18 protein-coding genes are annotated in these 17,136 nt (G+C 60.4%); 14 read left to right on the forward strand and 4 right to left on the reverse strand.

What is annotated here, in order from left to right:
• The first annotated feature begins 94 nt into the window (after positions 1-94).
• The 5 genes from KF757_04080 (at position 95) to KF757_04100 (ending at position 5,173) form a co-directional block, all read left to right on the forward strand.
• Positions 95-1,735 carry an adenylyltransferase/cytidyltransferase family protein gene (locus KF757_04080; protein ID MBX3322149.1) on the forward strand — a complete coding sequence of 547 codons (1,641 nt, stop codon included), beginning with the start codon at positions 95-97 and terminating at the stop codon, positions 1,733-1,735.
• Entirely contained in the window at positions 1,732-2,829 is a 1,098-nt protein-coding gene (locus KF757_04085) for a glycosyltransferase (protein ID MBX3322150.1), read from the forward strand. Before KF757_04080 ends, KF757_04085 begins: the two co-directional genes overlap by 4 nt.
• A gap of 104 nt (positions 2,830-2,933) precedes the next feature.
• Positions 2,934-4,097: a hypothetical protein gene (locus tag KF757_04090; protein MBX3322151.1), complete on the forward strand. Its 1,164-nt coding sequence runs from the start codon at positions 2,934-2,936 to the stop codon at positions 4,095-4,097.
• Positions 4,098-4,122: 25 nt separating this feature from the next.
• Positions 4,123-4,779, forward strand: coding sequence for a PH domain-containing protein (locus KF757_04095; GenBank protein MBX3322152.1), 657 nt, complete (start codon positions 4,123-4,125; stop codon positions 4,777-4,779).
• Positions 4,780-4,888: 109 nt separating this feature from the next.
• The gene (locus tag KF757_04100) at positions 4,889-5,173 is read left to right on the forward strand and encodes a hypothetical protein (GenBank protein ID MBX3322153.1); all 285 of its coding nucleotides are present in this window, start codon (positions 4,889-4,891) and stop codon (positions 5,171-5,173) included.
• 11 nt (positions 5,174-5,184) lie between these two features.
• Here the strand turns inward: KF757_04100 and trmB are convergent, their stop codons facing one another.
• Positions 5,185-5,964 carry a tRNA (guanosine(46)-N7)-methyltransferase TrmB gene (gene trmB, locus KF757_04105; protein MBX3322154.1) on the reverse strand — a complete coding sequence of 260 codons (780 nt, stop codon included), beginning with the start codon at positions 5,962-5,964 and terminating at the stop codon, positions 5,185-5,187.
• A gap of 362 nt (positions 5,965-6,326) precedes the next feature.
• Here trmB and KF757_04110 point away from each other — a divergent pair, with 362 nt between their 5' ends.
• Positions 6,327-8,441, forward strand: coding sequence for a hypothetical protein (locus tag KF757_04110; protein ID MBX3322155.1), 2,115 nt, complete (start codon positions 6,327-6,329; stop codon positions 8,439-8,441).
• Positions 8,442-8,478: 37 nt separating this feature from the next.
• Positions 8,479-8,856, forward strand: a complete 378-nt coding sequence (locus KF757_04115; protein ID MBX3322156.1) for a hypothetical protein — start codon at positions 8,479-8,481, stop codon at positions 8,854-8,856.
• 49 nt (positions 8,857-8,905) lie between these two features.
• On the opposite strand, the gene KF757_04120 is transcribed toward KF757_04115, so the two are convergent.
• Complete coding sequence (locus KF757_04120; protein ID MBX3322157.1) at positions 8,906-10,165, reverse strand: hypothetical protein; 1,260 nt, start codon at positions 10,163-10,165, stop codon at positions 8,906-8,908.
• A gap of 92 nt (positions 10,166-10,257) precedes the next feature.
• Between KF757_04120 and KF757_04125 the strand changes: the two genes are divergently transcribed.
• Positions 10,258-10,941 (forward strand): hypothetical protein, encoded by a 684-nt coding sequence (locus KF757_04125; GenBank protein ID MBX3322158.1) that lies wholly within the window; start codon positions 10,258-10,260, stop codon positions 10,939-10,941.
• Positions 10,942-10,986: 45 nt separating this feature from the next.
• Here the strand turns inward: KF757_04125 and KF757_04130 are convergent, their stop codons facing one another.
• Complete coding sequence (locus tag KF757_04130) at positions 10,987-11,808, reverse strand: methyltransferase domain-containing protein (protein MBX3322159.1); 822 nt, start codon at positions 11,806-11,808, stop codon at positions 10,987-10,989.
• 73 nt (positions 11,809-11,881) lie between these two features.
• On the opposite strand from KF757_04130, the gene KF757_04135 reads away from it, so the two are divergent.
• The 6 genes from KF757_04135 (at position 11,882) to KF757_04160 (ending at position 16,418) form a co-directional block, all read left to right on the forward strand.
• A complete protein-coding gene (locus KF757_04135) occupies positions 11,882-13,276 on the forward strand; it encodes an MFS transporter (protein ID MBX3322160.1) in 1,395 nt (464 codons plus the stop codon).
• A 204-nt stretch (positions 13,277-13,480) separates the two neighbouring features.
• On the forward strand, positions 13,481-14,572 hold the full coding sequence (locus KF757_04140) for a DUF1573 domain-containing protein (protein MBX3322161.1): 1,092 nt from the start codon (positions 13,481-13,483) through the stop codon (positions 14,570-14,572).
• Complete coding sequence (locus tag KF757_04145) at positions 14,538-15,092, forward strand: hypothetical protein (GenBank protein MBX3322162.1); 555 nt, start codon at positions 14,538-14,540, stop codon at positions 15,090-15,092. Before KF757_04140 ends, KF757_04145 begins: the two co-directional genes overlap by 35 nt.
• The gene (locus KF757_04150; protein ID MBX3322163.1) at positions 15,089-15,601 is read left to right on the forward strand and encodes a DoxX family membrane protein; all 513 of its coding nucleotides are present in this window, start codon (positions 15,089-15,091) and stop codon (positions 15,599-15,601) included. The genes KF757_04145 and KF757_04150 overlap by 4 nt, the downstream gene beginning before the upstream one ends.
• A gap of 85 nt (positions 15,602-15,686) precedes the next feature.
• Positions 15,687-15,929 (forward strand): 30S ribosomal protein S18, encoded by a 243-nt coding sequence (gene rpsR / locus KF757_04155; GenBank protein ID MBX3322164.1) that lies wholly within the window; start codon positions 15,687-15,689, stop codon positions 15,927-15,929.
• A gap of 3 nt (positions 15,930-15,932) precedes the next feature.
• A complete protein-coding gene (locus KF757_04160; protein ID MBX3322165.1) occupies positions 15,933-16,418 on the forward strand; it encodes a GAF domain-containing protein in 486 nt (161 codons plus the stop codon).
• 39 nt (positions 16,419-16,457) lie between these two features.
• On the opposite strand, the gene KF757_04165 is transcribed toward KF757_04160, so the two are convergent.
• Positions 16,458-17,126, reverse strand: a complete 669-nt coding sequence (locus KF757_04165) for an RluA family pseudouridine synthase (protein ID MBX3322166.1) — start codon at positions 17,124-17,126, stop codon at positions 16,458-16,460.
• Between the last annotated feature and the right edge of the window lie 10 nt (positions 17,127-17,136).

The following is a 17,136-nucleotide window of genomic DNA, read 5'->3' on the forward strand; positions in this document are numbered from 1 at the left end:
CAATTTTCGCGCGTTGGCACTCATCAGCCTGGGTACCACTGCACCACTCATCGCGATTTCCCGTTCCCCCGCCCCACTCGCCGATAACGCAAGCATGCCCAGCCCAGCACGCGCCAAGATTCTCTCCATCAACGATCTTCAGCAACTCCGCGCACAAGCCCGCACCGCAGGCCAGACTGTCGTCCAGTGTCATGGCTGCTTTGACATCGTTCATCCCGGGCACATCCGCCACCTCCGATTCGCAAAATCCCAAGGCGATCTCCTTCTCGTCACCATCACCGGCGATTCCGAAATCACCAAAGGCGACGGCCGACCACTCATCCCCCAGGAACTCCGCGCCGAAAACCTCGCCGAGCTCGACTGCGTCGATTGGGTCTGCATCGACCCTCACCCCACCGCCGCCGATCTCCTCACCCACATTCAGCCCGACGTCTTCATCAAGGGCCGTGAGTACGAGTTCAACCGCGATCCGCGTTTCGCCGCCGAACGCGCCGCCGTCGAGAATGCCGGAGGCCGCGTCGTCTTCAGTTCCGGCGACGTCATCTTCAGTTCAACCGCACTCATCAACGCAATGGAAGCCCAGACCGAACCATTCCAGCGTCGCCTCGCGCACCTCGCCCAGCAGCCCGAACTCGCGCAAGGCGCACTCGAACTGCTCTACTCCGCTTTCCGAGGCCGCCGAATACTTATCCTCGGCGAAATCGTGCAGGAAACATACGTCTTCTGCGATCAACCCGAAGTCGCCGACGAAGCCCCAATCATGTCGCTCCGCCCCGTTCGGCACCAATACTTCGATGGCGGAGCAGCCATCATCGCACGGCATCTCGCAGCACTCGGCGCAAAACCCACCCTCGCCACCGCTCTCCCCGACTCCGATCTGGCTCGCGCCGTGCAGCGTCGACTCAACGCTGCAGGTGTCGATGTCAATCCCGTCACAATCGACTCACCAATTCCCGAGCGCCAGCGCTTCTTCGTCAACTCCACAAAGATGATGAAACTCGATCTGGCCGATCACCTCGTTCTCGACGCACGTCAGCGCGAGCAACTCATCGCGGGCACCATCTCCATTGTCAACGATGCCCAAGGCTTCGACGCCGCGATCATCGCCGACGCTGGCATCGGTCTCTTCTCGCCCGCAATCCTTCAGCGCCTCAGCCGAGATCTCCGCCCACACATCGGCGTCCTCGCTGCCGGCAGCAGCTCGCGCCGCGCCGACCTCCGCTCCCTTCATCACCTCGATCTCCTCTGCACCTCCGAATCGCAACTCCGCGACGCATACCGCAACTTCGGCGACGGCCTCCCCGCCGTCACATGGGAACTCTTCCACGAGACCAACTCACACGCCGCCATCGTATCGCTCGCCGACGAAGGTCTCATCGCCTTCAACCGTCTCCCACAAGCCACCGACTCCGCATGGCAGTCTCGACTCAAAGGCGAACATGTCCCCTCACTGGCCGCCAATCCCGTCGATACGCTCGGCTGTCACGAAGCCATGCTCGCCACCGCCACCCTCGCCCTGGCCAGTGGCGCATCGCTCCTCGCCGCTGGCTTCCTCGCATCCGTCGCTGCCGGCCTGCACGCACGCCGCATCGGCAACCCACCCGTCGAAATCTCTGAACTCCGACGCGACTGTTCCCGCGTGCTCTCATCGCGCATCGCGTTCACTCAGACCGAACTCCCCATCGTCGCTCGCATCACCAGGCCAGATCCCGCTGCACACCGCACCGCCTCATGATCTCCTACGTCATCCCAACCCGAGACCGCCCCGACGACCTCGCACGCACCCTGCGAGGCATCGGCTCATTACTCGAACACGATCCCGCGCATCCCGCGCACGAACCTGCCGAAGTCATCGTCATCGACAACGCCTCTCGCTTCGTCCCCATCGTGCCCGCATGGCTCGACAACAGAGTCCCCGTACGCCTCGTCCTGCTCAACGAAAATCTCGGAGCCGCCTCACGCAACATCGGCGCAAAACGCACCAGCCCCGACAGCCAATGGATCATCATGCTCGATGACGACTCCATGCCCGTCGATGGTCGCTTCATCCACCGCCTGCGCACACAACCCGCCGACGTGGCCGCCGTCATGGCCGACATCTTCCTCCCAAACCAGGATCGACGCGAAGATGGCGGACTCCCAGAGGTCTTCGTAGGGTGCGGCGTTGCCATCCGACGCGAAATCTTCACATCCCTCGGCGGATACGACCACACCTTCGAGTACTACGCCGAGGAATACGACCTCTCCGCACGCATCCTCCACTCCGGATCACGCATCGTCTTCGAGCCCGACTTCCGCATCCATCACTTTAAATCCGCCGGCGGACGCGACATGAACCGCATCGTCGCACGGCTTGTCCGCAACGGCTGCTGGGTCATGCAGCGCTACGCCCCGCAATCCGACCGCCGAACACAACTTCGCGAGGTCCGCAACCGCGCACGCCTCATCGCCATGCTCGAAAACGCAACCGAAGGCTACAAACAAGGCCTCGCCGAACTCCGCGAATCACTCTCTCGCCAGGCACGCTCCCCGCTCGATCGCACCACCTTCGACCGCTTCACCGGTCTATGGCACGCGCGACAAGCCCTCCAGCGTGCGCACGCGGACCGACCATTCTCGTCCGCCAGAGTCGTTGGGCAAGGCAAGAACGCCTGGGTCGTCCAGCGGGCTCTGGCCGAACTGGGCGTCAGCATCAATGACAAAAGCGACGTCCTCGTCGTCGGAACCATGAGCCCCGGGCCCATGCTGGACACACGCGACCGCTTTGCCGACCTCGGCCGAGTCATCACTCCATGGTCGCGCACCGCCCGCGTCGCTCGGCGGACCTGACATACTCCACCGCCCCGCGCACCCTCCGGCACGGACCAGATCTCTTCCACATCCGCGAAACACGTTCCTAGAATGTTGCCTCAGTGAGGAAGAAGGAGCGTCTCATGAGCGAAGCCACAATCACTCGCGGGCTCGAAGGCGTGATCGCCGGTGAAACCGCCGTCTGCAGCGTCGAGCAGGGTCAACTCATCTACCGCGGCTACGAAATCCACGATCTGGCAGAAAACGCCACGTTCGAGGAAACCGCATTCCTCCTCCTCGAAGGACACAAGCCAACCCCCGACCAACTCCGCCGCTTCACGGATGAGGTCGTTGCAGAACGCCCGATCCCCCAATCTGTCATCAACTTCCTCCGTGATGTTCGCCCACATCTCAAGGCTGGCTCCGCCGTCCCCATGGATGTCCTCCGCACCGGCGTCTCCATCCTCGCCCACGAAGACAAGGACTGCCAGGACAACTCCCCCGCCGCCAACCTCCGCAAGTCCAAACGCCTCCTGGCCAAGATCCCCACAATCATCGGGCATATGCAGACTTTCCTCGACGGACGCGATCTCGTGGACCCCAAAACCGGTGGGGATCCCAAACTCACTCACGCCGCCAACCTTCTCTATCTCATGACCGGCGAGAAGCCAACCGCCGAGGCTGCCCATGTCATGGATGTCAGCCTCATCCTCTACGCCGAGCACGACTACAACGCCTCAACGTTCACGTCCCGCGTCATCGCCGGCACCCTCAGCGACCTTCACGGAGCCGTAACCGGTGCCATCGCCGCACTCAAAGGCCCCCTCCACGGCGGCGCCAACGAGGCCGCAATGGAAATGCTCGCTGAAATCCGAAAAGACATCGGACCCGCCAATCATCCCGACAAAATCTCGGCCTGGATGGACAACGCCTTCACAACCAAGCGCAAACTCATGGGCTTCGGACACCGCGTCTACAAAAACGGTGACCATCGCGCACCCATTCTCCATGGCCTCGGACGCCAACTCGCAACTCAAAAAGGTGACTCCTACGTTAAACTCTTCGAACTCGGCGAACACGTTCAGAAAATCATGCTCGAAAAGAAGAACATCCACCCCAACGTCGACTTCCCCTGCGGCATGACCTACTTCACCATGGGAATCCCCGTCCCGCAATACACACCCATCTTCGTCGCCTCCCGCATCACCGGATGGGCAGCCCACATCATGGAACAGCACGCCAACAACCGACTCATCCGCCCCATTGCAAAATACGTCGGCCCGGCAATCTCTCCTTGGAACAAGTAATCACCTTCCCCAAGGCATTTTACCCATGATCAAAAAGGCGTGCGACCGGTGCGATCGCGTCCTCGAACTCGATGACTCCAAAGCAGGCACCAAGGTCCACTGCCCCTCCTGTGGCGATGTCAACCTCATCCCCTTCGTCACCAAGTATCACCCAAACTCCACCCCATCTCAAACCGTTGGTCGCGCTGAAGCCAAGGGTTATCCCCCAGATAAAGGCCCCGAGGTCCAAGTCCTCATGCTTCGGCGTGCCATGTTTCGCTCGCGCCCTCTTTCCTTTATAACCGTCGCGTTGTTGACCATCGCATCACTGGTCCTTGCTTTGATCCATCTGGTCAATCCTGCCGCACTCCCTGTTTGGGTGGCGATCACCGCAGTGCTCATTGTCCTGGCAGGGAGCATCCTGTTCGTCATCTGGTGGATCCAAAGCCTCTCCGCCCGTCTCGACGTCACCAACAAACGCACCATCACCCGCCGAGGTCTTCTCAGCCGTTCAACAAGTGAAGTTCTGCACGACAACATCCGCAATGTCCAGATCGAGCAGACCTTCTGGCAGCGGGTCTGGCACGTCGGATCCATCGGAATCTCCAGCAGCGGACAGGACGGCATCGAGATCCAGATGCACAATGTCCCCACGCCTGACCGATTGAAAGAGGTCATCGACCTCTACCGCCCGCTCGATTAACGCCCCCTCGTCCCCACCCTGTAGAACTTGCGCTGGATCCGACCTTCAATAGCCCACGAATCAATACCTGTCACCACGCATCCTCCCCGACCTCTCGGAGAACCTGACCTTGAACTGGTTCCATAAGATTCGACTTCGAGCACTGGCCGTCCTCGCTGCGGGAATCCTGGCCTCGTTTGCGCTCATCAGTTGGTTCGCCCTGCCCGTCCTGCCGGTCGTCGGGGCCGCATTCATCACCGTCGCTGCGGTCGTTCACTCCATGACCAGCAAACTCGGCCAACCGACCTGTCTCCATTGCGGCACCGACCTCGCCGGTGAGCCCACCGGCGTCTACGGCGCGGTCTGCCCCAAGTGCGGCTTCATCAACGAACGCCTCGGCGATCACAACGCCTGATCCGCCCGCACTCACACGCGTTTGCGCATCACCCCCGCATAAAAACTCCGCCCTTCGAGCCGAAACTTGCGCTCAAAGTTCGTCCCCACCAGCTCACCCGCACGCGCCGACCCCGGACGATCGAACTCAAGAAACTCGAACGGCATCGAAGGCATCGATTCGCGCGCACGCACCACATCACTCGACATCGCTTCGATCGACGTTGCCTGTGCGCTCGGCACCCCTTGTGCCCAAAGCCCGAAGTGCGCACAATCCCACGCCCACAATTCTTCATGGTCCGTCACCACCCGCAGCTCTCCTCCCGGCGCGAGCACGCGCCACGCATCGGCGAGAAAGCGGTGCTGCACCACCCTCTTCTTGTGGTGCCGCCGCTTCGGCCACGGATCCGAAAAGTACAGGTGAATCACGCGCGCCACGCCATCCGGACATCGCCAGCGCAGAAACTCTGTCGCGTCCGAGTTGAGCAAGCGCACATTGGAGAGCACTCCGGCCTCGCGCCGACGCCGGACCCGGTCCGCTGCATATGCGTAAAACTCGGCTGCCCACTCAATGCCCAGGAAGTTCGTCTCAGGCTCGATCTCTGCCTGCTGAATCAGAAACGTCCCCTTGCCCGAACCAATCTCGATCTCCAGTGGCCGGTCCGGATTCTCGAACCACGCACGCACGTCCACCCACCCGCCATCGGGGCGTGCCAGGGCATCATCAGGCAGCGGCGGCAACTCCTCCGCACTCACGCCCACCACCCCCGGCGCGGGGTCAATCTCACGACCATGACCAAGTCCGAACGACATGACCCTACTGTAATCCGTGTCAGTTCGCCAGACCAAGGTTCGGTAGTCTTTGTGATGATCGAACAGTGTTCGTACGGCGTGCGTATTGAAGTTGGAGCGCCTTTTCGGACCCATCCCCACGATCAGGGAGTTCGCGTCCGAAGTCCATCGCGAAGGATGAAATCGCGTCATCCGTCGTGGTATTCTGGAACCGTCGAAGGGACAAGCCGATAGACGGTGGGTGCGCGGTGTTTTGCCGTCCTGCGTACCCGTAATCCGTCGAGGACCTTGCGGGCCTCGCACGGACTTGGAGGATCAGTGCGGCTGTTCGGCGACATGGATGTTGTCGACCCACCTGCACTCATCACCAGGGAGGGTGGCAGATGCCCCTGCAACCGAACTCGGATCCATCTGAACTCGTCAATCTGATCGAATCGCGCCTCGACCGCGAGCGCTTTCAGGACCAGCACTGGCACGGCACGTTCTGGGACTACCTCGCGATCTGCGACAACAACCCCGCCGTGCTGCGTAATGCGTATCAACGCCTGTACGACGCCGTCGTCGCCCGAGGCCGCGAGCATTACAAACTCTTCAAACGCCCCTGCGTCCGGTATCACTTCTTCAGCGATCCCTTCGACAATGGCGCCGACGGCATCTTCGGCCTCGACTTCGCCCTCATGCAACTTGTCGATTTTTTCCGGTCCGCAGCCGAGGGCTACGGCACCGATAAACGCATCCTGCTCCTCCATGGTCCGGTCGGCAGCTCGAAGAGCACCATCGCGCGCCTGCTCAAGAAAGGTCTGGAGCATTACTCACGCACACCCGAGGGCGCACTCTACTCGTTCTCGTGGCTGCTCGACGAAAACTGCGAAGTACGCCTCATACCAGGGAGCGCGAACGAGGCGGCACGTACGCATGCTTTTGCAAGCCCGATGCACGAAGAGCCTTTGATTCTTGTCCCGCGCGATGCACGCCTGGCATTGCTCGAACGCTTCAATGCCAAGTACAAGCCCGAGCACCACAGCGGCCGCCTGCGCGTCTATGGTGAACCCGACCCGTTCAGCCGCAAGATCTTCGAAGACCTCATGCAGTTCTACGAGGGCAACTGGCGCAAAGTCATGGACCATGTGCAGGTTCGGCGCATTGTCCTCTCCGAGAAAGACCGCGTGGGCATCGGCACCTTCCAACCCAAGGACGAAAAGAACCAGGATTCGACCGAACTCACGGGCGATATCAACTACCGCAAGATCGCGCTCTATGGCAGCGACTCCGACCCGCGCGCGTTCAACTTTGACGGCGAACTCAACATCGCCAATCGCGGCATCTGCGAGTTTATCGAAGTGCTCAAACTCGATGTCGCGTTTCTCTATGACCTGCTCGGAGCGAGCCAGGAACACACGATCAAGCCCAAGAAATTCGCCCAGACCTTCATCGACGAAGTCATCCTCGGCCACACGAACGAGCCGGAATACAAGAGGCTGCAATCCAACGAGATGATGGAAGCTTTCCGCGACCGCACGATCAAGATCGACGTGCCGTACAACATCCGCCTCGATGATGAAATCAAAATCTACCAGAAGGACTTCGGCCCCGAGCGTATCCGCAATATGCACATCGCGCCGCACACACTCGAAGTCGCAGCCATGTGGGCCGTGCTGACGCGCCTGGCCGAACCGAAGAAGGCGGGCCTGACACTCATGCAGAAGATGAAGCTCTATAACGGCAAGAGCATTCCGGGCTTTACTGAGGATTCGGTGCGCGAACTCAAGGAAGAGTCGCCGCGCGAAGGCATGGATGGCATCAGTCCTCGCTTCATTCAGGACAAGATCAGCAATGCGCTCGTCAGCCGTCAGGCCATCGAAGAACGCACGATCAACCCGTTCATGGTGCTCAATGAACTCGAGAGCGGCATCGGGCACCATTCGCTGATTACTGACGAAGAAACCAAGAAACGCTGTCGCGAACTGCTCAGCGTCGTCAAGGAAGAGTACGAAGACATCATCAAGGGCGAAGTCCAACGTGCGATCAGCGCCGACGAGGAAGCCATCAAGCGCCTCTGCACCAACTACATCGAGAATGTCCGCGCCTACACGCAGAAGGAGAAGGTCGCCAACAAGTACACCGGCAAGGATGAAGAGCCGGATGAACGCCTCATGCGCTCGATCGAGGAAAAGATCGACATCCCTGACAGCCGCAAGGATGACTTCCGACAGGAGATCATGAACTACATCGGCGCGCTGGCGCTCGATAACAAGCGCTTCGAGTACAACACCAATGCGAGGCTCTATAAAGCGCTCGAACTCAAGCTCTTCGAGGACAGCCGCGACACCATCAAACTCAAGAATCTCGTTTCGAGCGTCGTCGATGACGAAACGCAGCAGAAGATTGACGTGGTCAAACAACGCCTCATCAAGCAGTTCGGGTACAACGAAGTCAGCGCGACCGACGTGCTCAACTACGTCGCGAGCATCTTTGCCCGAGGCGACAGCAAGCACTGAACCGCCGCGCGGCGCGGGACATGCGAATACTTGCAGCGTGGATTCACTGCTGCCAGAGCGACCCAGCCGGCCTTCAAAGCCAGGTTCATCAAGCCGGGCGTCAGACCAGACGCTGCGCGCTCGCAACTCCATCTGCCTGGACTGTCAATATCACCTCGATGGGCTGGAAATCGTCGATGGCGCGGTTGCCTGCCCCGAATGTGGCAGGGTGTGTCGATATGCACTGGCTGCACCAGCCAAAACCTCACCTCGCTCAAGCATGTTGTTCACCTCGCTCGGAGTCTTCCTGCTCGCAGCGGGCGTGCCATTGCTGTTCATTGTGCCTTCGACGATACTGCTGGTGCTGGTCTTGATCCTTGCTGTGGGGCTGACGTGGATCGTGCCCCGGCTGCTCCGCCGCGCCATGGATCTATGAAACAATGCTTGGGGGTCCGGGGGTCCAGTCGAGCGTGGCCCGAGCGCGATCATTCCTCGCCAAAGTCGAACGCCATGCGATAGCCGGTACGCCACACAGGGTACTCGAGATCGAGTCGATAGCCGACATACTCGCGTGGGTCGAGGTTTTCAGCCGCAAAGAGTGTGTGCAGCAATTCCTGATGTCTGTGATACTGTTCCGATCGCGCGCCTTCAATGCCTGTCGGGAGCAGTTCGAGCCTCGGCCCGTCCGCGAATCGAGTCTGCCAACGCTCGCCGATCTGTGTTGAAAAGTCCGGCCTCCAGAGGTGGTGATCGAGCGACGGAATACACCGCCGTGCCAAGTCTCGATGCAGAAAGCAATCGAAGAGCATCCGTCGCACCGGAAAGTTGACCAGCGCCCACACTTCTTCGAGTTTGTGTTCGCGTTGCGCCGGGTGGCTCATCAGGCCGGTCATGCCGAAGACCAGGTCGATCGTGCCCGAGCCCGGCGCATCGGGGTTTTCCTCGATCGTCTGCACGACATGCTCGCCCGGGTGACGTGACCGCACAATCGGCAGAGGCGAGGTCGAAAACTCCCGCAAAATCGCATCGGGCTTGCGCAGCGCGCGAAATCGACCGACCTCTTCGGGCGCAGCCGGGTCATCACCAAAAACGTGAAACGTCAGGGGCACCGCGTCGGCCCGGGCGCGATGCCCGATCAATCCATGGACGCGCGACTGGGCCACGCGCGTCGGGTCGGCCGTGGGCGTATAGACATGCGCCGCAAGCCACAGGTTTGACGATCGACCAGTGACCTCGCTGGCAGCATCAAACAACCGCTCGCGAGCAGTAGTGTCGTGAACATTGCGGGCTGAAGACGGCTCGGCAGGCGAGACACGCCTCAGCAATTTGCTCCGACTCCCCGCCAGTTCGCGGATGGTTCGATCGAGGTTCTCCACAGCCTGATGGGCCTCGCCGAGCGATGCCGTGCGAAACCCGTCGCGCTGCTCGGCAGCCTTGAGCATGATCTGCATCCCGCGCACGCCCGGAAGTTGCCCAACGAGCGAAAGCCCGGGATACGGACCCGTGACAGCACTGACGAGCCTCTGACACGTCGTCCGCTCGACGCCAAGACACCGCGCAAGCCCGCTCGCCGACTGCGCCTCAACGGGAAACTCCGAAAGAAGCGAGCGAAACTGTTCACGAAAACGCCGCAAATCGCGGTCGAGATGTGCAGCCTCATCGGGCGACAGCGGAGAGGTGTCGCCCTTGAGGAATACTCCCGAACTCAAGCGATTTACAGATTCTGACGACTTTGTGCTTGACATGTTCTCAGCATATGCTCAAACTGTGCTGAGCACAAGCCCATTTGTTGGAGATCTTGGTGTTTGGGTATTATTCGTAAACTGGAGGCATTGACATGAAACTTGCATTGGTGGTTCTTGGCAGTCTGGTGGCTGCGGCTTCGGGTCAGGTCACGACGTTCGACAATGGTACCGAAGGCTGGAGTGTCTCGGGACGCGACAACATCTCGCAGTTCGGGGGCAACCCTGGCGCAAACATGGACGTCTTCCTTGATGATGTGTTCGGAGCCGACATCCGCAACAGCACATCGCGGTTCACCGGCGACTATCGCGGCCGCGGAGTTCTGACCTTCACCGTCGACATTCAGATCGACTCCATCCAGTTCTTCTTTTCTGAAGTCGAACGCGATCTGGTTGTCCAACTCCGCAACTACAACGTTGATGGCAATGGCACCATGGCTTCCATCTGGGCGCCAATCGGCACCCTCGGGGCATTCAACCCCGACTGGACCACATACTCGGCCACTCTCGACACCAGCGCAATCACACTCCCCAATGGATGGTTCGGATCGGGCGACGAAGACCCCAACACCTTCGAGCCGATTCTCCCGCCCGGCATCACCGTGCAGGATGTGCTGGCAAACATCGACGAGATCGCCTTCACCACCTTTGTCCCCGGGTGGTTCTTCGGGTTCACCAACTTTGACATGTCGGTCGACAATGTCGGGATCATTCCCGCCCCGGCGGCGCTGGCGACGCTGATCGGCGGGTTGGGATTCATCGGCCGCAGAAGGCGATAACCCGCCGTTCTGAACTTTGAAGCAACTCCCTTGCGGAGCGATCGGTCACGGGGCCGGTCGCTCCGCAACCATTTCGTAGACCGGCGGTAGATGCATGAACGCGATCGGGCTTTCGGATGCTTCGTGCCAGGCTTCGAAGAACTCCCGTTGCTGTTCGGACGAGAGATGGCCCGATTCAACAAGACGCGGAATAAACGACTTCCAGAACAGATCCGGCCACGCCCATGCGGGATCTGTCGGGCGGGCAATACGCTGCATGACATCGAAGTGTCGCACGACAAGTCCGGCATCGTGCGCAAACTTCAGACTCCACTCCATGACATCCGGCGAGCCGCCGTGATCGACCCAGCTGCGAGCAATGGCTGCGATTCCCGCCGAGAACCTCGGGTCGCGCGGCGCGATGGTCATGCAGGCGTAGTTGAAGTAATCATGAATGACGAGCCTGCCCCCGGGCCGAAGACACTGGGCCATCGCCCGCACCACTGCACCCGGATCGCGCACAAAGCACAGCACCCATCGCACATACACCATGTCGAACGGCCCGAAGTCGGCTGCGACCGCCTGAAGATCGTGAATATCCGCACAGCGGGCGTGCAGTTGTCCAAGCCCGCGTGCCTCGGCCCGCGCCTTGAGCGTTTCGATGTAGCGCTCGGACTCATCGATGCCGACTGCAACGCCCGCAGGCCCGACAATTTCTGCCATGTCGAGCAGCGCCCAACCGGGTCCACACCCAACATCGAGCACTTTCGAGCCCGGCCCAAGTTTGCCGCGCTCCCAGGCTGCGTGCGCCTGTGCGCCCCAGATGCGATGCTGCACGCCCAGTCTTTGAAGTTCAACATCGTGTGTACCGAGAACATATTCGCCCATAATGCACAAGAGTAGAAGGGGCAAGAGTAGAAGGGGATAGTTGTCTGAGAGGTCGCGGAAGGGATTATTGCCGGTGCGTCCAGAGTCTCCAGAACGTCTGCCCAGTCTGAGTCCGCCCTACCTGCCGATTGTCGGCTCGGCTTTTCGTTCGTTTCTGCCCCGCAATGTCCCGCGGATGAGTCGGCACAACTACCGCAACGAACTCACCGCTTCGTTCTTTCTGCCCTGGATGCTGGCCGGGGTCGAAGGCGGCGTCATGGGCGTTGTGGTCAAAAACTCCTTTGATGGCGTGGTCACGGACCGCACGCTCAACCTCGCTGTGGCGACGATCGCTGCAGCACCGGCACTGGCCAACATCGTCAGTTTCGTCTGGGCAAGGCTGAGCCATGGGCGCGACAAGATCAAGTATCTCTGCGCCTTGCAGTTTTCGATCGCGATGCTCGTGGCCATGCTCGCCCTTGTGCCACGAGTGCCTCTCGGGTTACACCTGCTCATCCTGCTGGTGGTTGCAGCCCGGGTTTGCTTTGCCGGCGTCGTCACGTTGCGATCGACCGTCTGGGCTGCCAACTACCCCGAGTCATCCCGCGCTCGCGTGACTGGCAGACTCACGACAATTCAGGTCGGGCTGGTGGCGTTCAGCGGCTTGACCATCGGCCTGGCAATGCAGTGGGAAGACTGGTACTTTCGCGTGCTGACGCCCGTCTTTGCGCTGGCTGGCATCGTTGGAGTGTTGCGATACGCCAAGACGCGTGTGCGTAATCACCGCCGCCTGTTGCTGGCCGAGCGTTCAATGGAAGAGAGTGAAACACCCTCTTTCAATCCGATTTCATTGTGGCGTGTCCTGACGCGCGACAAACTATTCGGAACCTTCATGTGGCTCCAGATGGTGCTGGGCATCGGGAACCTCATGATTAACCCCGTGCTGATTGTCATGCTCAAAGATCGGTTTCACATCTCCTACGAAGGCATCATCATCACCCACACGCTGCCCCTGATCATGATGCCCCTGTGCATTCCGCTGTGGGCGCGACTGATGGACCGCATGCACATCGTCTGGTTTCGAGCCATTCATTCATGGACGTTCGTGCTCGGGGCTGGGGCGTATCTGGCGGCCGGCTTGCTGCTCAGCACCGAACTGCTGTACCTCGGGGCGGTGTTTCGAGGGCTGGCCTTCGGCGGTGGCGCACTGGCGTGGTCCCTGGGGCACCTGGATTTTGCTCCCCCGGGCAGAGAGTCGCAGTACATGAGCGTGCATGTAACCCTGACGGGCTTGCGCGGGCTGATCGCTCCGATTCTGGGGATCGAGGTGTACATGCTGCTCGAGTGGTTCGGGCCCGGGCTGGGGGCTTGGACCTTCGGGCTGGCGACAGTGCTCATCGTCATCGGGGCCATCGGGTTCATGTTTCTCGGGCGTTTCATGTCGCGAAAGAACGGCACGCTCGCCAAACGAGGGGGGTTCGTACGGTAACGAGACTGCAACGGGACTGGACTGATCGCGATTGGCGTGTAACACTCAAGTATGGCTCAGATTCGGTCGAAGTTATTCAACCGATCCGGGCTTGGAAACGTACTAGACTTGAGGGCTCCGACGAATGCGGTTTTCGGGCCTCTTGCCAGCAGTGTCAGGCTGCCCGTGCTCAGCGCAGGCAGCACAATGAAGCGAGGAAGCACAATGAATGTTCAACCTGTCAAGATGCTCAAGGTGATGATGAGCGCGGTGGTGACTCTGTGTGCCGGTACGGCCGTTGCGCTCCCGCCGCCGCTTCCTCGTGCTCCTCTGCAGCCTCAGGCAGAGCCGGAACTCAAACTCGTCGATTCACGCATGGTCTTTGAAACCAAGGCTCACAACTTTGGCGATATTTTCGACCACGAGGAACAGAAGTTTGAGTTCAAGTTCACGAACCGGGGAAGCGTGCCACTGATCATCGGCAGCATCACTTCGACATGTGGATGCACGGTCCCGGATGTGGTGAAGAAGGTGTACGAGCCGGGCGAATCGGGCGAGATCACCGTGATGTACAACCCATCGGGTAAGAAGGGCGTCGACGCACGCAGCGTCACGATCGCGACCAACGACATGGTCGAACCACAAGCCAGGCTCAATATTCAGGCCAACGTCAAGCCGTTGATCGTCATCGAACCGACGTTCATCCAGTTTGGACAGGCCAATAAGGGCGAGGTCAAGGAGGCCGATCTCTATGTGGGCGGCCGCATCGACGACTTCAAAGTCTCGATTGCCACCACGAGCATGCCCGAAGCCTTCGAGGTCGTCGTCGGCGACACGGAAGTCCGCAAGATCGGCAACGAAGAGCTCCCGACGACCAAGATCACGGTGCGCATGAAGCCCAATGCTCCGATCGGGGTGCACCGAGCCGAGATGTCGATCCGCACGAGTGACCCTCGCCGCCCGATCGTGCACTCACAGGTTCTTGCGCATGTGCTTGGCGATCTGGCGCTGATCCCGCCGAGGCTGTCGCTGGGCAGAGTCGATGCAGGTTCGACGTATACGCGGGAGTTCCGCGTACAAAGCCGCTCGGGAGCACCGTTCAAGATCAACGAGGTCGTAGTGCGCGATTCGCAGAGCAAGGCTACGTTTGAGTTCGAGCCTGATGACGTGAAGAACCCGACGACATGGAGGGTGCGCATGACTGGTTTCGTCGGTGCCGATGAGCGACGGATTCTCGGCAGTATTCTCGTGAGAACGGACGTCAGGGACGAGGAGGCCATCGATGTCCAGTTCAACGGGTTCGTCAATCCGCGATAGTCTCGCTGCTTCGTGCGTCGGGGCACTCGCGCTGGTTGGCGTGGCAGTGATGGCGGGGGGAGTGCACGCGGTGGTGACGCCGATCATGCTCCGCGCCGACTGGTCGGCCCTGCATCGACCCGCTGATGCCATCGGCACCGATGCTGCCGCATTGCGTGACGCGCCAGCACAGGACAAGGGCCCATTGATCAGCCTTGAACAAGCGTACGAACTCTTCGTCTCGGGCGCGGTCTTCATCGACTCGAGACGCGAGGTTGAATACAACGAAAATCATGTGCTCGGCGCGGTCCATCTGGAATCAGAAATGATCACTTCGGGGCGCGCCGGGTCAACGCTCGACCAACTGCTGTCCTACGGCACAGATCAGGCACTCGTGATCTACTGCTACGGCGGCGACTGCGATTCGGCAGAAAACACCGCCATGCAGCTCATCAAACTCGGGTTCACCAATATCCGCATCATGCACGCCTCATTCGACGAGTGGCGCAAGGCGGGCTACGAAACCGAGGCTGACGAATGAGAGTGCTCGACGTCCTGTTGCTCACGCCACTTCGCCTGGGGCTCGGTGGTTTGTTCTGCTTCAGCGCCTTCATGAAACTGCGCAATGTGCAGGAGTTCGGGAACTCGGTCAAGGCATTCCAGATCTTCGACCTCGACAAGGTCGAGCACCTGGCAATGCTGACCGCGTACACCATTCCTTGGCTTGAACTGTTCTCAGGGGTTTTGCTGGTGCTAGGTTTGTGGTCGAGGCCGGCTGCAGTCGCGGCTTTGGCACAACTGGCGGTCTTCACCATCGGCATCGCGTCAGTGTTGCAACGCGATCTTGAAGTTCGTTGCGGGTGTTTTGGCAAGTATGAATGGCCTTGCACCGGGTCCATCTCGATCTGCCACATCTGGCGCAATGCAGCCCTCCTGCTCATCGCCCTGATTCTGGTCGCAAGGGGCGGGGGCCTGATTGGACTGGATGGATTTCGTAAGGGTCGGCGTTCGGCAGCTGGGCCTGCTCAAAGTGCGTCATCTGGACACTGAACACTTGGCCGCATACATTTTCCTTCTGTTTTCACCGTCGCCGGGCCGATGCCCAGGCCGAAACAGTCCATGACGGAGTGCTTTCATGAGTCGATTCAATCGTTTTTCGCCTATGCCCCCGACCAAAATCGCCAAGACCAGCGCCAATGGCATGCTATTTGTCGATTGGAAGGATGTCGAGACCCTTCGCCGCGCGATGAGCCCCAACGGCAAGATTCACAGCCGCAAGCGACTGGGCACCTCTGCCCGCGAGCAGAAGATGGTGGCACAGGCCATCAAGCGTGCTCGTTTCATGGGCTTGCTCCCGTACACCTCCGCAACACTCTGATCCATGCATGCGGCACGTGATTATGCCGCGATAGCGCTTAAAGATGCTCCGCGCGATCGGTCTCCCTTGATGCGCGCCGCTGCTGATGTCTTGTGGAATGCGCTGGCACCGACCGGTGTGTCGTGGGTCGGCTTTTACCTGAAGGATGCGACTTCCGACACAATGGTGCTCGGTCCGTGCCGCGACAAGCCCGCGTGCTCGCCCATCGGTCTGCATGGCGCGTGCGGGCAATCGTGGCGCAATGAGCAAAGCCTGGTCGTGCACGATGTCCGCCTTCTCGGCGATGGCTATATCGCATGCGACCCGCGAGACCTTTCGGAAGTCGTCGTGCCGTTGTTTGGAGCAGATGGCGCGTGCTGGGGCGTGCTTGATGCCGACAGCTTCGAAGTCAGCGCGTTCAGCGAGCGTGATGCTCAGGAGCTCGCATTGTTGATGGTGCGGATCGGACTGAGCGACCGCACGCCAGCGCACGCAACCCGGGTTGTCTGATCGGCTCGGACGCGCCTCGTCCGGATGCCTGCATCCGGCTCAAAACGGACAGACACTGACAAACTCGACGCGACGAAGTGTGTCTGGGTCACTCAGCCTCAATCGCGTCGCGTGCAGCATGAGCCTCGGGGCCGGATGCTGCGGATCATAAAGTTCATCGCCGACAATCGGACATCCGATGCCGCCTTGCGCTTCGGGCGTGGCTGCGTGCAATCGCAACTGATGCGTCTTGCCGGTGGTTGGCCGAAACTCGACCCGCGTTGTGCCTTCTACTCCTGATTCGATGGCGCGCCACAGCGTTCGCGCCGGTCGGCCATCGACCACGTCAACCATCTGCCGAGGGCGATTGGGCCAATCGGCACGCAGCGGCAACTCAACGCACCCTTCCTGCCGCGAAGGCGTCCCCCGCAGGAGCGCCTCGTAGCACTTCTCAACGCCCTGCCGCTGGAACTGAAGCGAGATGAGTTTCTGTGCCTCGACATCGAGCGCAAAGACCATCAGCCCGCTGGTGGCCTGATCGAGGCGATGGCACACCAATGGCCCGGTCGCGTGCGGGAAGGTCGCACACACCTGACACGCCGCGCAATCCTGATTTTCCGGCCCGACGCCCGGCACGCTCAGAAGCCCCGCGGGCTTGTCGATCACGACGAATCGATCAAACACGCTCACAACACGGATCTTCGCTGGCTCCAGCGGGCTACCGTTCACAACGGGGCCT

It is taken from the genome of Phycisphaeraceae bacterium, assembly GCA_019636795.1.
GTDB lineage: Bacteria > Planctomycetota > Phycisphaerae > Phycisphaerales > UBA1924 > JAHBWW01.

Bases quoted from the DNA above. Each gene is read 5' to 3' on its own strand.
- KF757_04080 (MBX3322149.1), top strand. From the start codon at position 95: ATGCCCAGCCCAGCACGCGCCAAGATTCTCTCCATCAACGATCTTCAG.
- KF757_04085 (MBX3322150.1), top strand. From the start codon at position 1,732: ATGATCTCCTACGTCATCCCAACCCGAGACCGCCCCGACGACCTCGCA.
- KF757_04090 (MBX3322151.1), top strand. From the start codon at position 2,934: ATGAGCGAAGCCACAATCACTCGCGGGCTCGAAGGCGTGATCGCCGGT.
- KF757_04095 (MBX3322152.1), top strand. From the start codon at position 4,123: ATGATCAAAAAGGCGTGCGACCGGTGCGATCGCGTCCTCGAACTCGAT.
- trmB (MBX3322154.1), bottom strand. From the start codon at position 5,964: ATGTCGTTCGGACTTGGTCATGGTCGTGAGATTGACCCCGCGCCGGGG.
- KF757_04110 (MBX3322155.1), top strand. From the start codon at position 6,327: ATGCCCCTGCAACCGAACTCGGATCCATCTGAACTCGTCAATCTGATC.
- KF757_04120 (MBX3322157.1), bottom strand. From the start codon at position 10,165: ATGTCAAGCACAAAGTCGTCAGAATCTGTAAATCGCTTGAGTTCGGGA.
- KF757_04125 (MBX3322158.1), top strand. From the start codon at position 10,258: ATGAAACTTGCATTGGTGGTTCTTGGCAGTCTGGTGGCTGCGGCTTCG.
- KF757_04130 (MBX3322159.1), bottom strand. From the start codon at position 11,808: ATGGGCGAATATGTTCTCGGTACACACGATGTTGAACTTCAAAGACTG.
- KF757_04140 (MBX3322161.1), top strand. From the start codon at position 13,481: ATGAATGTTCAACCTGTCAAGATGCTCAAGGTGATGATGAGCGCGGTG.
- KF757_04145 (MBX3322162.1), top strand. From the start codon at position 14,538: ATGTCCAGTTCAACGGGTTCGTCAATCCGCGATAGTCTCGCTGCTTCG.
- KF757_04150 (MBX3322163.1), top strand. From the start codon at position 15,089: ATGAGAGTGCTCGACGTCCTGTTGCTCACGCCACTTCGCCTGGGGCTC.
- rpsR (MBX3322164.1), top strand. From the start codon at position 15,687: ATGAGTCGATTCAATCGTTTTTCGCCTATGCCCCCGACCAAAATCGCC.
- KF757_04160 (MBX3322165.1), top strand. From the start codon at position 15,933: ATGCATGCGGCACGTGATTATGCCGCGATAGCGCTTAAAGATGCTCCG.